At 45.4% G+C, this 16289-nt stretch carries 12 protein-coding genes, 2 tRNA genes and 1 pseudogene; 6 read left to right on the forward strand and 9 right to left on the reverse strand.

Annotated elements, in window-relative coordinates; genetic code table 11:
- Positions 1–13: 13 nt before the first annotated feature.
- Positions 14–596, reverse strand: a pseudogene (locus tag HMPREF9007_RS03055) (Crp/Fnr family transcriptional regulator).
- A gap of 101 nt (positions 597–697) precedes the next feature.
- On the opposite strand from HMPREF9007_RS03055, the gene HMPREF9007_RS03050 reads away from it, so the two are divergent.
- On the forward strand, positions 698–1432 hold the full coding sequence (locus HMPREF9007_RS03050) for a DUF3845 domain-containing protein (protein WP_008763407.1): 735 nt from the start codon (positions 698–700) through the stop codon (positions 1430–1432).
- A gap of 170 nt (positions 1433–1602) precedes the next feature.
- Here the strand turns inward: HMPREF9007_RS03050 and HMPREF9007_RS03045 are convergent, their stop codons facing one another.
- The 3 genes from HMPREF9007_RS03045 to HMPREF9007_RS03035 all read right to left on the reverse strand — a co-directional run bounded on the left by HMPREF9007_RS03045 (position 1603) and on the right by HMPREF9007_RS03035 (position 2100).
- Positions 1603–1809, reverse strand: a complete 207-nt coding sequence (locus HMPREF9007_RS03045) for a hypothetical protein (RefSeq protein WP_008763408.1) — start codon at positions 1807–1809, stop codon at positions 1603–1605.
- A gap of 66 nt (positions 1810–1875) precedes the next feature.
- Positions 1876–1947: transfer RNA gene (locus tag HMPREF9007_RS03040), tRNA-Glu, on the reverse strand.
- Positions 1948–2013: 66 nt separating this feature from the next.
- Positions 2014–2100: transfer RNA gene (locus tag HMPREF9007_RS03035), tRNA-Ser, on the reverse strand.
- Positions 2101–2778: 678 nt separating this feature from the next.
- On the opposite strand from HMPREF9007_RS03035, the gene HMPREF9007_RS27310 reads away from it, so the two are divergent.
- The 3 genes from HMPREF9007_RS27310 (at position 2779) to HMPREF9007_RS03015 (ending at position 7314) form a co-directional block, all read left to right on the forward strand.
- Positions 2779–3222, forward strand: a complete 444-nt coding sequence (locus HMPREF9007_RS27310; protein ID WP_008763410.1) for a hypothetical protein — start codon at positions 2779–2781, stop codon at positions 3220–3222.
- Between the two features lie 315 nt (positions 3223–3537).
- Positions 3538–5205 (forward strand): putative transporter, encoded by a 1668-nt coding sequence (locus tag HMPREF9007_RS03020; protein WP_008763411.1) that lies wholly within the window; start codon positions 3538–3540, stop codon positions 5203–5205.
- Between the two features lie 114 nt (positions 5206–5319).
- Positions 5320–7314: a fructose-1,6-bisphosphatase gene (locus HMPREF9007_RS03015; RefSeq protein WP_008763412.1), complete on the forward strand. Its 1995-nt coding sequence runs from the start codon at positions 5320–5322 to the stop codon at positions 7312–7314.
- A gap of 316 nt (positions 7315–7630) precedes the next feature.
- Here the strand turns inward: HMPREF9007_RS03015 and HMPREF9007_RS03010 are convergent, their stop codons facing one another.
- The 5 genes from HMPREF9007_RS03010 to HMPREF9007_RS02990 form a co-directional block, all read right to left on the reverse strand.
- The gene (locus HMPREF9007_RS03010) at positions 7631–8779 is read right to left on the reverse strand and encodes a hypothetical protein (protein WP_008763413.1); all 1149 of its coding nucleotides are present in this window, start codon (positions 8777–8779) and stop codon (positions 7631–7633) included.
- A 63-nt stretch (positions 8780–8842) separates the two neighbouring features.
- A complete protein-coding gene (locus HMPREF9007_RS03005) occupies positions 8843–10501 on the reverse strand; it encodes an AMP-binding protein (protein ID WP_008763414.1) in 1659 nt (552 codons plus the stop codon).
- Between the two features lie 421 nt (positions 10502–10922).
- Positions 10923–11993 (reverse strand): GDP-L-fucose synthase, encoded by a 1071-nt coding sequence (locus HMPREF9007_RS03000; RefSeq protein WP_008763415.1) that lies wholly within the window; start codon positions 11991–11993, stop codon positions 10923–10925.
- Between the two features lie 104 nt (positions 11994–12097).
- Positions 12098–13168, reverse strand: coding sequence for a GDP-mannose 4,6-dehydratase (gmd, locus tag HMPREF9007_RS02995; RefSeq protein ID WP_008763416.1), 1071 nt, complete (start codon positions 13166–13168; stop codon positions 12098–12100).
- A 76-nt stretch (positions 13169–13244) separates the two neighbouring features.
- Positions 13245–14414 carry a dicarboxylate/amino acid:cation symporter gene (locus tag HMPREF9007_RS02990; protein WP_008763417.1) on the reverse strand — a complete coding sequence of 390 codons (1170 nt, stop codon included), beginning with the start codon at positions 14412–14414 and terminating at the stop codon, positions 13245–13247.
- A 109-nt stretch (positions 14415–14523) separates the two neighbouring features.
- Here HMPREF9007_RS02990 and gnd point away from each other — a divergent pair, with 109 nt between their 5' ends.
- Together gnd and HMPREF9007_RS27315 are read left to right on the forward strand one after the other, a co-directional pair.
- Positions 14524–15999 (forward strand): decarboxylating NADP(+)-dependent phosphogluconate dehydrogenase, encoded by a 1476-nt coding sequence (gnd, locus tag HMPREF9007_RS02985; protein WP_008763418.1) that lies wholly within the window; start codon positions 14524–14526, stop codon positions 15997–15999.
- On the forward strand, positions 15992–16159 hold the full coding sequence (locus HMPREF9007_RS27315) for a hypothetical protein (RefSeq protein ID WP_008763419.1): 168 nt from the start codon (positions 15992–15994) through the stop codon (positions 16157–16159). Before gnd ends, HMPREF9007_RS27315 begins: the two co-directional genes overlap by 8 nt.
- Positions 16160–16289 lie beyond the last annotated feature (130 nt).

Below are 16289 nucleotides of genomic sequence, written 5' to 3' on the forward strand. Positions count from 1 at the left end.
CAAAATTACAAAACTACAGAACACCTGAACGTACTCGGCTCAATGTTTCCGGTGTCATCAGCAGGTATGAAGCGATGTGTGCCAAAGGTGCCCGTTTGATGATTTCCGGATGAGTTTCGAGCAATAGATTATAACGCTCGCGGGCGGATTCGAAACGCCAGGAATCGGCTTTGGTTTGCGATACAATCAGAGAATATTCCAGTATCTTCCGATAGAACATATTGATTTCCCAGTTTTGCTTTGTCAGCTGCATCATTTTGTCATAAGGGAACAGATAGATGACAGCAGGCTCCAGTGTCTCTATGATCAATCGGGTAGGGACTTGTTTCAGCAGGCTTTCGATACACATCAGGATACAGCCTTCGTATGAGAAGTGTTCGGTAACGTCTTTCCCGTTTTTATAATAATATTGCCGGAGCATCCCTTTCCGACAAAACTAATTCATGGGCTACTTCTCCTTCATTAAGTGCGATCACTCCTTTAGGATATTCCTCACGTATCAGGATGCTTTCTATCTGTCGGCGTCCCTCTATACTCATTTCGGGAAAGCGGGAATTTACGACGGCATTTACAGTTTCTCTTAGTAGTGTATCCATGTCATTATAGTCTTGTTATGTGCAAAAGTACTAAAAACGGTTGATATAAATCAAGTTGATTCAAAAAAGATGTATCTTTGTCTCCAAAATAAGGATGTAATATGATAATGAATAAGATAATAGGAATAGCAGCTTTACTGCTTTGTCTGACAGGTTGTGTCAGAGATAATGATGCAATATATTACCCTGTAGGCGATGTGGATATTGAAAGAGGAGGTCCGGCGTTGGAAGTCGGAGAGGGGGATGTATTGGTAGCGCGGAGTTTTAATGAAGAAGATTATGTGCTGGATACGATAGCTCAATATCCGAATGACCCGACTTTGGGTAAACTGACATTTATGATTGACTTGAAAAATCAACAGAAAGATCTGAATGTGGCGGATTTCAACGGCGTGGGTAAATCAAAACTGACCATGAGCCTTGGCTATAAGGATGGTAATTATCCATCAGAGAGTCAGGTCCCCATTTATACTTCTCAGGACGTCACGGCTAAATATGCAGTCAAACTTCGTCTGAAAGGAGAATTGCTTGTATCCGGTGATGAATGGATGATCGATTATGTGTATGCGCAGCTGGCCAGCTTGTTTCAGCCTTATCCGCCTGCGAATTTCCCCGAAGTCTTTATGTGTAAGGGAGGTATGAAGCTGGGAACTTTCGATTCATTCCGAAGAACATGTACATTCGATATCACTTATGATCGTTCCGACCTCTCTTTTAGTCAATTATACTTCAATTTATTTATCAACCTGGCCGGTCAGAAGCGGGAAAACAGAGTCCGACTGCGGATTGATAAAGAGTCTTACTTCGAATTGTACGAGCAGAGTGAAGAAATGTAAGTAAGCAGCGTTTTTCTTCATTTGTTGGCGGGTATCCATGTGAAACACAATCGTTTTACATGGATATAACATTCTTTTACAGAAAAAACTTTGAATGCTCAAATAATTATTAAATCTTTTAACATCTTAATACAATATCAATAAGCATATCCTTCTTTTTTTAATTATGCTTATTTTACCTCTTCTACTTTATATTCATCCTTCACTTTCCTGCATTTAAAGACGCAGTAATCCGGATTATTTAAAGCGTTATCAAGGCTTTGTGGCAAAACGATCTCTTTCGTCTGTTTGTTGATTGCTATCAATGCGTAATAAATACCTTCTTCTTTGCATTGTTCAATCAATACCTTTTTCAATTCTTTTACGTTATATTCCATTTCTTGAGATATGAACATAATAAAAAAAGCCTCTTACTTCAATGTAAGAGGCTAACTAAAATAGAGTAGTGGGTACGAGAATCGAACTCGTATTACATGCGTGAGAGGCATGTGTCCTAACCGTTAGACGAACCCACCGGCTTTTGATAGATTTAAAAAGAGCCAAGTCTATAAAACTTAGCTCTTTTTATTTAGAGAATCTTGCGGAAGCTGGGGGATTCGAACCCCCGGTACGGTTACCCGTACGTCAGTTTAGCAAACTGGTGGTTTCAGCCACTCACCCAAACTTCCTTGAACCCGCATTCTCTCTTAAATGCGGTGCAAATATAGGGGGAACTTTTGGACTACGCAAATCTTTTAGCAAGATTTTTTTTACTTGTTTTTTGATGAAAGAGATAACTTGCTATGTTTCAAATGTTAAACGGATTATTTTTTTTGAGAATATTTTTTCTCACTATTCATGGGAGAAAACGATTACCTTATTAATTATTATAGAAGCCTGTGGTGTCATCAGATTTTTCACATCAGTATTTGCCATTTTACGTTTGTCTTCATGGCTTCTTGAGAAGTTTATTAAAAAAAGAGCATAAAAAAAGGCTATCTATCCCAGACAGCCAATCTTTTTGTTAACCTTAAATCTAATACTATGAAAAACACATTGCAAATATACAGAGTTTTGTGATATCTGCAAATAAATCGGGCTAAATGGCTTGATTTATAACATTGATTAAATAATTGAATGTTTGATTCAATGTTTATTAAGGTTCTGGAGGGCGGAAGCGTGTCTTCTTAGCTATTTAGGAATCTGTAAGGTATCCAGTACGTTGGGGGAATTTACCTCTTCCATTAGGTGAATTCCCCTAAACAAGTAGGAATTTTCAATTTCATAAGGAGAATTCATTCCCTACTTTTGTAATATCGAAAGATAAATGATAGGATTAATAAAGGAACCATTAAAAATAAAGGAATATGAAAACGAACGCATTTAGATACTTAGGACTGGCTTTAATGGCTGTGTTAACGTTGAGTCTGACTTCTTGTGAAGTAGAAATCGATAGTTTTTATGATGATGATAATATCGGTGGTGGTTACTATAATCGTTCTTCTGATTTATGTAGCCGTACATGGGTGAGTTTTTATCGGGATGTGGACGGTAACCGTTGCCGTCAGGAACTCGACTTTTATTTGGACCGGACAGGCGTTGATTTTATTCGGGTAGAATATCCTAATGGACATGTGGAGACATTCGAATATTATTTCCGTTGGAACTGGGAGAATTATGCACAGACTTCCATTCGCATGGATTACGGTCGCAATGATGTATCTTACCTGGATGATGTATACATCGGAGGAAATCGATTGAGCGGTTATCTGGATGGTCGGAATAATTTCGTAGAATATACAGGTAGGTGAGATAACAGCCGGCAGATGGAAAGTGCCGGCAAATGAAAAGAAAATGATGATTACACAAAAGATGACAGGTAGAGAGATTTCGGATAACGACAGGTAGAAAGATACCACATGGAATAGGTTGAAAAGGTAAAAAGCGATAGGTGGAGGTGACAGGTAAAAAGATTGCGGATAACAAACAGATAATTTAAAGGATAACATATAAGATTTCAGGATATTAAGAATTTAGAGAAGAGATAGGGCGCGAAATGAAAGCTTAAAAGTTTTGAATGGGACTAAATAGTTTTTATCTTTGCGCCCTATTAGTATGTTTAATTCATGGAGTGGTTATATAATCTGTTTCTCGAACATTCTGCCTTACAGGCAGTTGTGGTGCTTTCACTGATTTCTGCGATTGGGCTGGGGCTGGGAAGAGTGCATTTCTGGGGAGTATCTCTGGGAGTCACTTTTGTTTTTTTTGCAGGTATCCTTGCCGGGCACTTCGGGCTTTCGGTTGATCCACAGATGCTGAATTATGCAGAAAGTTTCGGACTGGTTATTTTCGTATATTCACTGGGACTTCAGGTAGGGCCCGGTTTCTTCAGTTCTTTCCGGAAAGGAGGGGTGACGCTGAATATGTTGGCGTTGGCCGTAGTTCTGTTGGGTACTTTGCTGACTGTTGTTGCCAGTTATGCGACAGGTGTGTCGCTTCCTGATATGGTGGGTATCCTTTGCGGAGCCACGACTAATACTCCTGCCTTGGGAGCTGCGCAGCAGACACTTAAACAGATGGGCATAGAGAGCAGTACTCCGGCTTTGGGGTGTGCGGTAGCCTATCCGATGGGAGTGATCGGTGTAATTCTTGCCGTACTGCTGATTCGTAAATTCTTGGTTCATAAAGAAGACTTGGAGATTAAAGAAAAGGATGATGCCAACAAAACCTTTATCGCAGCGTTTCAAGTACATAACCCCGCTATTTTTAATAAAAGTATCAAGGATATAGCTCAGATGAGTTATCCGAAATTTGTGATTTCCCGTTTGTGGCGTGACGGTCATGTCAGTATTCCTACCTCCGACAAGGTATTGAAGGAAGGCGACCGCCTGTTGGTGATCACAGCGGAAAAGAATGTCCTGGCTCTGACAGTACTTTTCGGCGAACAGGAAGAAAATACGGACTGGAACAAGGAAGATATAGACTGGAATGCAATTGACAGCGAATTGATCTCGCAGCGTATTGTCGTAACCCGCCCCGAACTGAATGGAAAGAAACTTGGCTCATTGAGACTAAGAAACCATTATGGAATCAATATCAGCCGTGTGTACCGTTCGGGTGTGCAACTACTTGCCACTCCGGAACTGATTCTCCAGCTGGGCGACCGCCTGACAGTAGTAGGTGAGGCAGCAGCCATTCAGAATGTAGAAAAAGTATTGGGAAATGCAGTGAAAAGTCTGAAAGAACCTAATCTTGTTGTCATATTTATAGGCATCGTATTGGGATTGGCATTGGGAGCGATCCCGTTCTCCATACCGGGAATCAGTACCCCCGTGAAGCTGGGGCTGGCAGGCGGACCGATTATCGTGGGTATCCTGCTGGGAACTTTCGGCCCACGGATACACATGATCACTTACACTACCCGCAGCGCCAATCTGATGCTGCGCGCGTTGGGGCTTTCCATGTATCTAGCCTGTCTTGGTCTGGATGCCGGTGCTCATTTCTTCGATACTGTCTTCCGTCCGGAAGGATTGCTTTGGATAGCTTTGGGAGCCGGGCTGACAATTATCCCGACGGTCCTGGTCGGCTTTGTCGCTTTCAAGATTATGAAGATAGACTTCGGCAGTGTATCCGGTATGTTGTGCGGTAGTATGGCGAATCCGATGGCGCTGAATTATGCCAACGATACGATACCGGGTGACAATCCTTCTGTCGCTTATGCTACAGTATATCCGTTGTGTATGTTTCTGCGTGTGATCATTGCGCAGGTGCTGTTGATGTTTTTATTGGGCTGACGATGAACATTAAAGGCTGTAATTTGTAATAAGTAGATGATAAATCGTTATATTTATAGCGATAAACGATAAGTCGATAAATAGCATATTGTAAATAGTAAAATAGTACATATAATGACTGCTCAAAGTAATATAACTCCTGAAAGCATAGTTGGCGATCTCCGCTACTTGCAGTTGCTTTCCCGGAGTTTTCCTACTATTGCTGATGCAAGTACGGAAATTATTAATCTGGAGGCTATCCTGAATCTGCCTAAAGGAACGGAGCATTTCTTGACAGACATACACGGTGAATACGAAGCCTTCCAACATGTGTTAAAGAATGCTTCGGGTGCGGTAAAACGCAAAGTGAACGAGATTTTCGGCAATACCCTGCGCGAAGCGGAGAAGAAAGAACTCTGCACGTTGATCTATTATCCGGAAGAGAAAATTCAGCTGGTAAAAGCCCGCGAGAAGGATCTGGACGACTGGTATCTGATCACTCTGAACCAGTTGGTGAAGGTTTGTCAGAATGTGTCTTCCAAATATACCCGTTCCAAAGTTCGAAAATCCTTGCCCGCAGAGTTCTCTTACATCATTCAGGAATTACTGCACGAAACGTCTGTCGAGCCGAATAAGCACGCATATATCAATGTCATCATCAGCACCATAATCTCTACCAAGCGGGCGGATGACTTTATTATAGCCATGTGTAATCTGATTCAGCGTCTGACTATTGATTCTCTTCATATTGTGGGTGATATATACGACCGTGGTCCCGGAGCACACATCATCATGGATACTTTGTGCAATTACCACAACTTCGACATCCAATGGGGCAACCACGATATCCTGTGGATGGGAGCCGCTTCCGGCAATGACAGTTGTATAGCCAACGTGATCCGTATGTCCATGCGCTACGGTAATCTGGGTACTCTTGAAGACGGTTATGGAATCAATCTGCTTCCTTTGGCAACTTTCGCCATGGATACTTATGCCGATGATCCGTGTACCATCTTTATGCCGAAGATGAATTTTGCCGACACCAATTACAATGAGAAGACTTTGCGTCTGATCACCCAGATGCACAAGGCGATTACGATCATCCAGTTTAAGCTGGAAGCTGAAATAATAGACCGTCGTCCGGAATTCGGGATGAGTAACCGCAAGCTGTTGGAGAAGATCGATTTTGAGCGTGGAGTTTTTGTGTATGAAGGCAAAGAATATGCCCTGCGTGACACAAACTTCCCGACCGTAGACCCTGCCGATCCTTATCGACTGACCGACGAAGAACGGGAACTTGTGGAAAAGATTCACTATTCGTTTATGAATAGTGAGAAGTTGAAGAAGCATATGCGTTGCCTGTTTACGTATGGCGGAATGTATCTGGTTTCCAATTCCAATCTTCTTTATCATGCTTCGGTACCTTTGAATGAGGATGGCAGTTTCAAGCATGTCAAGATACGTGGCAAGGAGTATTGGGGACGTAAGTTGCTCGATAAGGCCGATCAGCTGATTCGTACTGCATACTTTGATGAAGAAGGAGAGGATGATAAAGAATTTGCGATGGACTATATCTGGTATATGTGGTGTGGTCCGGAAGCTCCTCTGTTTGATAAGGATAAGATGGCGACTTTCGAACGCTATTTTCTGGAAGACAAGGAGATACAAAAGGAAAAGAAGGGGTATTACTACACGCTTCGCAATCGTGAAGATATCTGCGATCAGATATTAGATGAGTTCGGGGCATTGGGACCTCATTCTCATATCATCAATGGTCATGTGCCTGTAAAGACTATTCAAGGAGAACAGCCGATGAAGGCAAATGGCAAATTGTTCGTTATTGACGGAGGATTCTCCAAAGCCTATCAGCCGGAGACGGGAATTGCGGGCTATACGCTTGTTTACCATTCTCACGGGATGCAGTTGGTGCAGCATGAGCCGTTCCAGTCCAGGCAGAAAGCCATTGAAGAAGGGTTGGATATCAAGTCAACCAACTTTGTACTGGAGTTCAATTCGCAACGGATGATGGTGAAAGACACCGATAAAGGGAAGGAACTTGTGACGCAGATTCAGGATTTGAAGAAGTTGCTTGTGGCTTATCGCATCGGGTTGATTAAAGAGAAAGTATAAATAAGTAATAAGTATTAAGTATTAGGTAATAAGTATTAGGTATTAACCGTAGCTGCCATTTAGAGACGCATCTGTCTGTCATTCAGACGACTGTAAGGAGGAAGAATCTCTTCTTTGTGACTACAAAAGAGGAGATCCTTCGACAAGCTCAGGATGACAGATACTTATGCTCGTCATTATCGAATTGTTTCACTTTGATAAAGTGATGAAAACTTTGAATGACAGATAGATATACCTCTAAATGACAGCTACGGTTAATACCTAATACTTATTACCTAATACTTAATACTTATTACCTATTACTTATTAATCAGCCTTAGAAGAGGACAATGCCCGCTTCTATGATCGCTCCTTTATCGAAATTACCGGATTTGTTGTAATACCGTGTCAGTCCGTAACCGCCGGTGGCAAAGATGCCGAATTTCTTGCTGATCTGATATTCCAGATTCGCCCGTGCCTGCAATCCATAAAGGCGTCGGGGAATCACTTCACCCTTGTTGGAGCACGTTTCTATATGCTGGAATCCGAGGTCACCGCTAATAGACAAACCTTTGTAAACAGGCACTGCCAGTCCGGCACGGTAAGACGTGCTGATAGAAAACTTATCGTTCAGATTCTGATCGAATGCACCTACTCCCAAGATCGTATAAAACAGTTGGTTCTTGAAACGCACTCCTATGTTGGCGGGCGTGACGTTACCGCCATATACCATCATTTGTATTCTTGTATCGGGGTTCGCGTTCACGAGGCCGAGTTGTAATCCTTTCATATCTTCCCTGTAGTAATTGACCAGACCGATCTGAAAGCCATGAGCCTTCGTCGCATAGTTGCATAACCCGATCTGTGCGCCATTCAGGTCTTTTGCGGTGATATTGGCGATACCGGCAATCTGCAGACCGTTCATGTTTTCGCCTACCACATTCAAGAGTCCGGAAGTCATCATACCGTTGAAACTCTGTCCCGTGATATTTGACACGCCGGAAAACTGAAATCCCGAAGCCATGTTTCCCGTCACATTCATCAGACCGCTTATCATTACTCCCGAGTTGTTGTCCCCACCGATGCCGGTAAGTCCCGAAATAATGACCCCCTTTGAGCCGTCGCCTGTGATATTCACTAGTCCGGCGGCGGAAAGCCCTACGGTGTTGTTTCCGCTGATATTGCTGACACCCGCTATCTGAACACCCCGCATCGTACCACCGGCAAGATTGGCTAATCCTGTGATCTGTACTCCGTTCATATCTCCATGAATGACGCTTCCCAGCGCGTTGATGCCAACGCCGTTGAGACGGTTCAGCGTAGACAGCAGACCGAGGTTTACATAAGTCGTCTGAGTGCTGTCATACGGCTGTGTGCAGATGTCTTTCCAGAAGGAAAGGTTGATGCCCGCACTCTTGTTCTGTGCCGGCAAACAAACGGCAGCCATCAGAACAGCTGCCGTGAATATTGTCTTTATTATCTTCATCTTTATTATAACTCTTTTTTTCAGTTTAGGTTCACAGAGTATTCCCTTAATCCTTCACTTCCTTTATCCTTTCGCTTCCTGATACAGATAGCGTTTGATGCTCTTTTTCGGGGTCTTTTCAAATTCTTCGGGATATATCTTCATTTTTAGTATTTGGCTGTATGCCGGTAACATGGCGTTCAGTGCTACGCGGTTTTCTTCCATTACCCGTTCGATATCCTCATTCTTCAGGCCGTGGGCGAATGCTTCGTCAAAGTCCGGATAAACCAGTCCGACGAGTTTCTCGTTCTGCTGTACGATGATGCTTTCCGATACGTATGGCAGGTTGTTCAGTTTATCTTCGATTTCTTCGGGGTAGATGTTCTGTCCGCTGGCGCTGAGCAACATATTCTTGCTGCGTCCCTTGATGGTGATATTGCCTTCGGCGTCCATCAAGGCGAGGTCGCCTGTGTGCAGCCAGCCGTCTTTGTCGATCACTGCTTCTGTCGCTTCGTTGTTCTTGTAATATCCCAGCATCACGTTAGGGCCTTTGCAGACGATTTCGCCAACGATATTTTCCGGATCGGAAGACAGTACCCGTACGTCCATACGCGGCGCGGCTTTTCCGCACGAACCCGGCTTGAATCTTGTCCAGTCTTCGTAGCAGATGATCGGACCGCATTCTGTCATGCCGTATCCTACCGTATAAGGGAAGTCTATCATTTTAAGGAATTGTTCTACTTCCTGATTGAAGGCTGCTCCACCTACGATGATTTCTCTGAAATTTCCACCGAACGCTTTGATCATTTCTTCGCGTATGGTTGCTTTTATCTTGTCGTTGATGATGGGTACTTTGAGTAAGATTTTCATGGTCGGCGTTTCCAGTTTCGGTAGTACGCTCTTCTTGATAATCTTTTCGATGATGAGCGGAACGGCGACGATGAGATTCGGTTTTACTTCTTCGAATGCCTGGAAGATAATTTTCGGACTCGGCATACGGGTGAGGAAGTAGATGTGGCAGCCGACGGAGAACTCATAGAGGAACTCGAAGGCCAGTCCGTACATATGTGCCATAGGAAGCATGGAGACGATCTTGTCTCCGGCTTTCAGTTCGAGCACTTCATACGCGAACTTGGTGTTCGACCAGAGGCTACGGTAGGGGAGCATGACTCCTTTTGAGTAGCTCGTTGTGCCGGACGTGTAGTTGATTACTGCCAGTTCTTCGGGTTCATCCTTATGGTATTCGATGTGTTCTTTGCGGAAGTTCTTCGGGTATTTCTTGCCGAACATTTCGTTCAGATGTTCACGTGCGTGCGTCAGTCGTTCGCTGCGTGATACCAGTAAGGTGAAGTCGTTCATCATCAGGATACCTTCCAGCAGGGGCATTGCCGATTCGTTGAGGTTTTCCCACACCATGTCTCCTACAAATAGTAATTTGGCTTCGGAGTGGTTGACGATGTTGTGCACATTGTCCGCCTTGAACTCGTGAAGGATGGGGACGATGACTGCTCCATACGTCAGTGTGGCGAGGAAAGTGACTCCCCAATGGGAACTGTTTCGGCCGCAAACGGCGATTTTGTCTCCCTTGCGGATTCCGCTTTCTTCAAAGATGATATGGAGTTTTTCGATTTTTCGAGCAACGTCTTTATACTGAAGGGTGGCTCCCTTATAATCTGTCAGGGCGTCTAAGTCCCAATTGTTCTTGATACTATTTTCAATGTAAGCTATAAAACTCTTTTCCATTGTTTTTGCACATTTGGTATTAAATTGTGCAAATATAGTAATTAAATTAAGAATGAAGAATTAAGAATGAAGAATTTTTGGAAATGGGGAGTCTTGGGGTAATAAGGGACTAAGATGTGGAAGTATGGGAAAAGTGTTGGGAAGTATAGGGGAAGGAGTTGTGCCACGCCTTTGGCACAAGTGTTTCCGGCCTGTGGCACGATTGTTCCTTACAGATGACATTACTGTTCTCTCTATAAGAAAGGGAAGTTATCAATGCTTGTTAGGGTCGATAAGAATGCATGGTAATGTCATTAACAATGCTTGTTAAGACAGTCCACAATGCATGTCGCAGTCATTAACATGGATTAATCCGAAAAACCGGTTGTTTTCAGTCTGTTTCTTTCTAATTCAGCCCCAATGCGGATAGTTCTTTTTGAATTTATTTCAAGTACCATTCGTACATTCTCCGTACTCCTTCCTCTATTTCTATTTTGTGATGCCATCCCAAAGAGTGTAGTTTGGACGGATCGGTCAGTTTGCGCATAGTGCCGTCCGGTTTGCTGCTGTCGAAGGTTAGTTTGCCTTGATAGCCTACCGTTTCTACAATTCGTTCGGCGAGTTGGCGGATGGTGATTTCCTTTCCCGTTCCGATGTTGATATGGCAGTTGCGGATATCCTTGTCACCTTCTTTGTAGGTATCTTTGAAGTCCACGTGTTCCATTACGAATACACTGGCGTCGGCCATTTCTTCGCTCCAGAGAAATTCGCGCAGGGGAGTTCCCGTGCCCCACAGAGTCACTTCCGTTTCGCTGATACCGTATTTGCGGAGGATATTCAGAATGTCCGCCTTGGGGCTGTCGCCATTGACGCCTTCTACAGGACGTTGGTTCATATCCTTGCGGACAGCTTCCCAGTCTCCTTCCTTCAGACAGTGCGCAAGATGAATCTTACGGATCATGGCAGGCAGGACATGACTGCGTTCCAAGTCAAAATTATCATTCGGACCGTATAAGTTTGTCGGCATCACGGCGATGTAATTCGTGCCGTATTGCAGGTTGAAGCTCTCGCACATTTTCAGTCCGGCGATCTTGGCGATGGCGTATGGCTCATTTGTGTATTCCAGTGGTGAAGTCAGCAGGACTTCTTCTTTCATCGGCTGTTCGGCGTCACGCGGATAGATGCAGGTGCTGCCCAGAAACAGCAGTTTCCGGACGTTATGACGGAAACTTTCACCGATGACGTTCTGCTGTATTTGCAGGTTCTTATAAATGAAGTCGGCACGATAAATACTGTTTGCCATGATGCCGCCTACGAATGCAGCAGCCAGAAACACATACTCCGGTTGCTCTTCGTCGAAAAAACGGCGGACAGCTACACCGTCGAGCAAATCCAGTTCTTGATGCGTACGCCCGATCAGATTGGTATATCCCTTATCCTGTAAATTCTTCCAGATAGCAGAACCCACCAAACCGTGATGCCCTGCTACATAGATTTTTGCATTCTTTTCCATGATTAAGTATCATATATGAACACGGATTACTCCGGTTATGCGCATCTTCTGTAAAAAAAAGAAGATCGTTTAATCGGCGTAATCCGCGTTCGGTTTGAGGTCTGTTAGTGCTTGGTAGCGATCATTCTTCTTACTTTCTCCATGTCATGGCGCACCATGATGCTTACCAGTTCTCCGAACGATGTCTTCCTTGGGTTCCATCCCAGCAATGTCCGGGCTTTGGTAGGGTCTCCTAACAGTTGTTCCACTTCTGCCGGACGGAAATATTTGGGATCAACCTCTACCAATACTTTTCCGGTAGCCACGTCGATACCCTTTTCGTCCACGCCTTCGCCTTCCCAACGAAGTTCGATGCCTGCCTCCTTGAATGCCAGTGTGGCAAATTCGCGTACGGTGTGCATCTCTCCGGTGGCGATTACGAAATCTTCCGGAACGTCATGCTGAAGAATCAGCCACATACATTCCACGTAATCTTTCGCATACCCCCAGTCACGGCGGGCATCCAGATTACCTAAATACAGCTTGTCCTGCTCGCCTTGTGCGATACGTGCGGCAGCGAGAGAAATCTTGCGGGTAACGAATGTTTCGCCACGACGTTCACTTTCGTGATTGAACAAGATGCCGTTAACGGCAAACATGCCATAGCTTTCGCGGTAGTTCTTGGTGATCCAGAAGCCGTATTGCTTTGCCACTCCGTAGGGAGAACGGGGATAGAACGGAGTCGTCTCCTTCTGCGGAACTTCCTGCACCTTACCGAAGAGCTCGGAGGTGGAAGCCTGATATATCCTTGTTTTCTTTTCCAGTCCCAGGATGCGTACGGCTTCGAGCATACGCAGTGTGCCGATAGCGTCCGCTTCGGCAGTATATTCGGGCACGTCGAACGATACCTTCACATGACTCTGTGCTGCCAGATTGTAGATTTCATCCGGTTGCACCTGCTGTATGATGCGGATCAGTGAGCTGGAGTCCGTCATATCGCCGTAGTGCAGGTTGATGGTACGTTTTTGTTTCATGTCGCGTACCCATTCGTCAAAGTACAAATGCTCGATACGTCCGGTATTGAATGAGGAAGAACGACGGAGGATACCGTGTACTTCGTAACCTTTTTGCAAGAGAAATTCGGCAAGATAAGAACCATCCTGTCCGGTGATGCCTGATATAAGGGCTGTTTTCATATTCCTTTATTTTTTATTTGAAAATACGGGGGACAAATTTCGTTATTTTATGCTGTATATGCAAACCAAGTCTGTTTTATTTTCCCGTTCCTTTTCCCATTACTTTGTCTATGATCAACGCGATGGCTCCGTCGCCCGTCACGTTGCAGGCAGTCCCGAAACTGTCCATGGCGATGTAGAGTGCGATCATCAGCGCCTGTGCCGACTCGTCGAAGCCGAGCATCGATTGCAGGATACCGAGTGCCGCCATGATGGCTCCTCCCGGAACGCCCGGTGCGGCTACCATCGTGATGCCCAGCATAAAGATGAATCCGGCAAACAGTGGGAAGTCGAACGGCATTCCCTGCATCATCATCAGTGCCAGTGCGCAGGCCACGATTTTCAGTGTGCTGCCGGACAGGTGAATGGTGGCGCAGAGCGGAATCACAAATCCTGCAATGTCGGCGGATACTCCGTTCTTCTTTGTCTGCTCCAGCGTCACCGGAATGGTGGCGGCGGACGATTGCGTGCCCAATGCGGTGAAATAGGCCGGCATCATCCTGCCCAGCAACCGGAACGGATTCTTACGGACGAAGAGTGCTGCAATGGAATACTGAAAGACGAGCAGGAAGATATGTAACAGAAAGATAACTCCGATGATTTTGATAAAGACCATCAGAATGGCATATACTTGTCCGGAATGAGTCATATTCAGGAAAATGCCGAAGATGTAAAGCGGCAGTAAAGGCAGGATGACCGCACTGATCATGCGTACGATGATTTCCTGAAAATCCCGTGCTACACTCTTCAGAGCATCGCTGTGCAGTGCCGCCAGTCCCAATCCCAGTGTGAAGGCAAGGATCAATGCCGTCATGACATTCATCAGCGGAGGGATGGATACGGAGAAGTAGGGGAGAATGCCGTGCGCTTCGCTGACTTCTTCGAGCGGCGCGCCCACTTCGATGAGCGAGGGGAACACGGTGACACCGGTGAAGTAGGACAGGAAGCCGGAGAAGAGCGTCGCACCGTAAGCGATGAGGGCGGTGACAAGCAGCATCTTTCCCGCACCTTTGCCGATGTCGGCAATGGCTACGGTGACCAGTCCGACGATAATGAGCGGGATGGAGAAGTTAAGAAATTCACTGAAAATTCCGTTGAACGTAACGAATATTCGTACCAGCGGAGCCGGAAAAATAGTGCCAATGGCAATCCCCAAGATGATAGCAATAATGATGCGTGGCAGCAGGCCGATCTTGATTTTCTTCATTCTGATAGTTATTTGTTGACCACAAAAATAATATTTTAATCCAAAACTAGCGAACAAATGTGCTTTTCAAGTGTTTCTTACATAAACAATATTTTAAAATATATAAGATATGGCAAATCAGAATAAAACAGATATCGGGTTGATCGGTCTGGCAGTGATGGGTGAGAACCTTGCTTTGAATATGGAAAGCAAGGGCTGGCACGTCTCTGTTTATAATCGTACCGTCCCCGGAGTGGAAGAAGGAGTAGTAGACCGCTTTATGAATGGTCGTGCTAAAGGTAAAAACATTGAAGGTTTTACAGATATAAAGGCTTTTGTGGAATCAATCGCCACCCCTCGCAAGATTATGATGATGGTACGTGCCGGCAGTCCGGTAGACGAACTGATGGATCAGCTTTTCCCTTTGCTTTCTCCCGGAGATATTCTGATTGACGGTGGTAATTCTAATTACGAAGATACCAATCGCCGTGTAAAATTAGCTGAATCGAAAGGCTTCTTGTTTGTAGGAAGCGGAGTGTCGGGCGGTGAGGAAGGTGCGTTGAACGGTGCTTCCATCATGCCCGGAGGATCGGAGAAAGCGTGGCCGGAAGTGAAGCCTGTCTTGCAGAGCATTGCTGCGAAAGCGCCGGACGGAACTCCCTGTTGCCAGTGGGTAGGCCCTGCCGGGTCGGGACATTTTGTGAAGATGATTCACAACGGTATCGAATACGGTGATATGCAGTTGATTGCCGAGGCTTACTGGGTGATGAAGAATCTCATTGATCTGACGAATGAGGAGATGGCGGACGTTTTTGCCCGTTGGAATGAAGGGAAGTTGCGCAGTTATCTGATTGAGATTACTTCTAATATTTTGCGTCACAAGGATAAATCCGGTGGGTATCTGATCGATAAGATTCTCGATGCTGCCGGACAGAAGGGGACGGGAAAGTGGTCTGTCATCAATGCGATGGAGTTGGGGATGCCGTTGGGCTTGATTGCCACGGCGGTGTTCGAACGCAGTCTCTCGGCTCAGAAGGAGTTGCGTCATCTGGCTTCCAAGCAGTTCTTGTGCAAGCATACATTGCCTGTATATAATAAGGCGGAATTGGTGAAGGAGATATTTTCTGCGCTTTACGCTTCCAAGCTGGTGTCGTATGCGCAGGGCTTTGCTGTGTTGCAGCGGGCTTCTGATGCTTTCGGATGGAATCTGGATTTGGCTTCCATTGCCCGTATGTGGCGTGGGGGATGTATCATCCGTAGTATTTTCCTGAATGATATAGCTGCTGCTTTTGAGGCGGCGGATAAGCCGAAGCATTTGTTGCTGGCTCCTTACTTCCGTGAGGAAATCAAGTCTTTGCTCCCCGGATGGAAGAATCTGGTGGCGGAGGCGATGAAGGAGGAATTGCCTGTTCCGGCTTTCTCTTCGGCTTTGAATTATTTTTATTCGCTGACTTCTGACAATTTACCTGCCAATCTGGTGCAGGCGCAACGTGATTATTTCGGTGCGCATACGTTTGAGAGGAAGGATGAGTTGCGCGGACAGTTCTTTCATGAGAATTGGACGGGACACGGAGGGGAGACGAAGTCGGGGACTTATAATGTCTGAGTACTTTTCTTTTGCCTTGATGCAAAAGAAAGGTACCAAAAGAAAAAATCAAGGCTGCACCTACGGAGCTACTCCGGCCGCATCTCCGGCTAAAGGGCAGGAACTCGCTCCGCTCAAACAGCCTGCCCTTCTTCACGCCGGAGATACAGCCTTCGCTTGACGCTCCTTCGGTGAGGCCGGGAGACCGTTCGGATGGTAAGTTGTAGGTGGGGGTAGTAGTGGGTGTGTGGGTGATTATGCGTTAGGGCGGTTGGTTGAGATTGGTCGGTTTGTCGGTTGGTTGAGGCTGG

It is taken from the genome of Bacteroides sp. 1_1_14 (assembly GCF_000162515.1).
GTDB classification, from domain to species: domain Bacteria; phylum Bacteroidota; class Bacteroidia; order Bacteroidales; family Bacteroidaceae; genus Bacteroides; species Bacteroides thetaiotaomicron.

Bases quoted from the DNA above. Each gene is read 5' to 3' on its own strand.
- HMPREF9007_RS03005 (WP_008763414.1), bottom strand. From the start codon at position 10,501: ATGGAAAAGAGTTTTATAGCTTACATTGAAAATAGTATCAAGAACAAT.
- gnd (WP_008763418.1), top strand. From the start codon at position 14,524: ATGGCAAATCAGAATAAAACAGATATCGGGTTGATCGGTCTGGCAGTG.
- HMPREF9007_RS02990 (WP_008763417.1), bottom strand. From the start codon at position 14,414: ATGAAGAAAATCAAGATCGGCCTGCTGCCACGCATCATTATTGCTATC.
- HMPREF9007_RS27315 (WP_008763419.1), top strand. From the start codon at position 15,992: ATGTCTGAGTACTTTTCTTTTGCCTTGATGCAAAAGAAAGGTACCAAA.
- HMPREF9007_RS03050 (WP_008763407.1), top strand. From the start codon at position 698: ATGATAATGAATAAGATAATAGGAATAGCAGCTTTACTGCTTTGTCTG.
- HMPREF9007_RS27310 (WP_008763410.1), top strand. From the start codon at position 2,779: ATGAAAACGAACGCATTTAGATACTTAGGACTGGCTTTAATGGCTGTG.
- HMPREF9007_RS03045 (WP_008763408.1), bottom strand. From the start codon at position 1,809: ATGGAATATAACGTAAAAGAATTGAAAAAGGTATTGATTGAACAATGC.
- HMPREF9007_RS03000 (WP_008763415.1), bottom strand. From the start codon at position 11,993: ATGGAAAAGAATGCAAAAATCTATGTAGCAGGGCATCACGGTTTGGTG.
- gmd (WP_008763416.1), bottom strand. From the start codon at position 13,168: ATGAAAACAGCCCTTATATCAGGCATCACCGGACAGGATGGTTCTTAT.
- HMPREF9007_RS03010 (WP_008763413.1), bottom strand. From the start codon at position 8,779: ATGAAGATAATAAAGACAATATTCACGGCAGCTGTTCTGATGGCTGCC.
- HMPREF9007_RS03020 (WP_008763411.1), top strand. From the start codon at position 3,538: ATGGAGTGGTTATATAATCTGTTTCTCGAACATTCTGCCTTACAGGCA.
- HMPREF9007_RS03015 (WP_008763412.1), top strand. From the start codon at position 5,320: ATGACTGCTCAAAGTAATATAACTCCTGAAAGCATAGTTGGCGATCTC.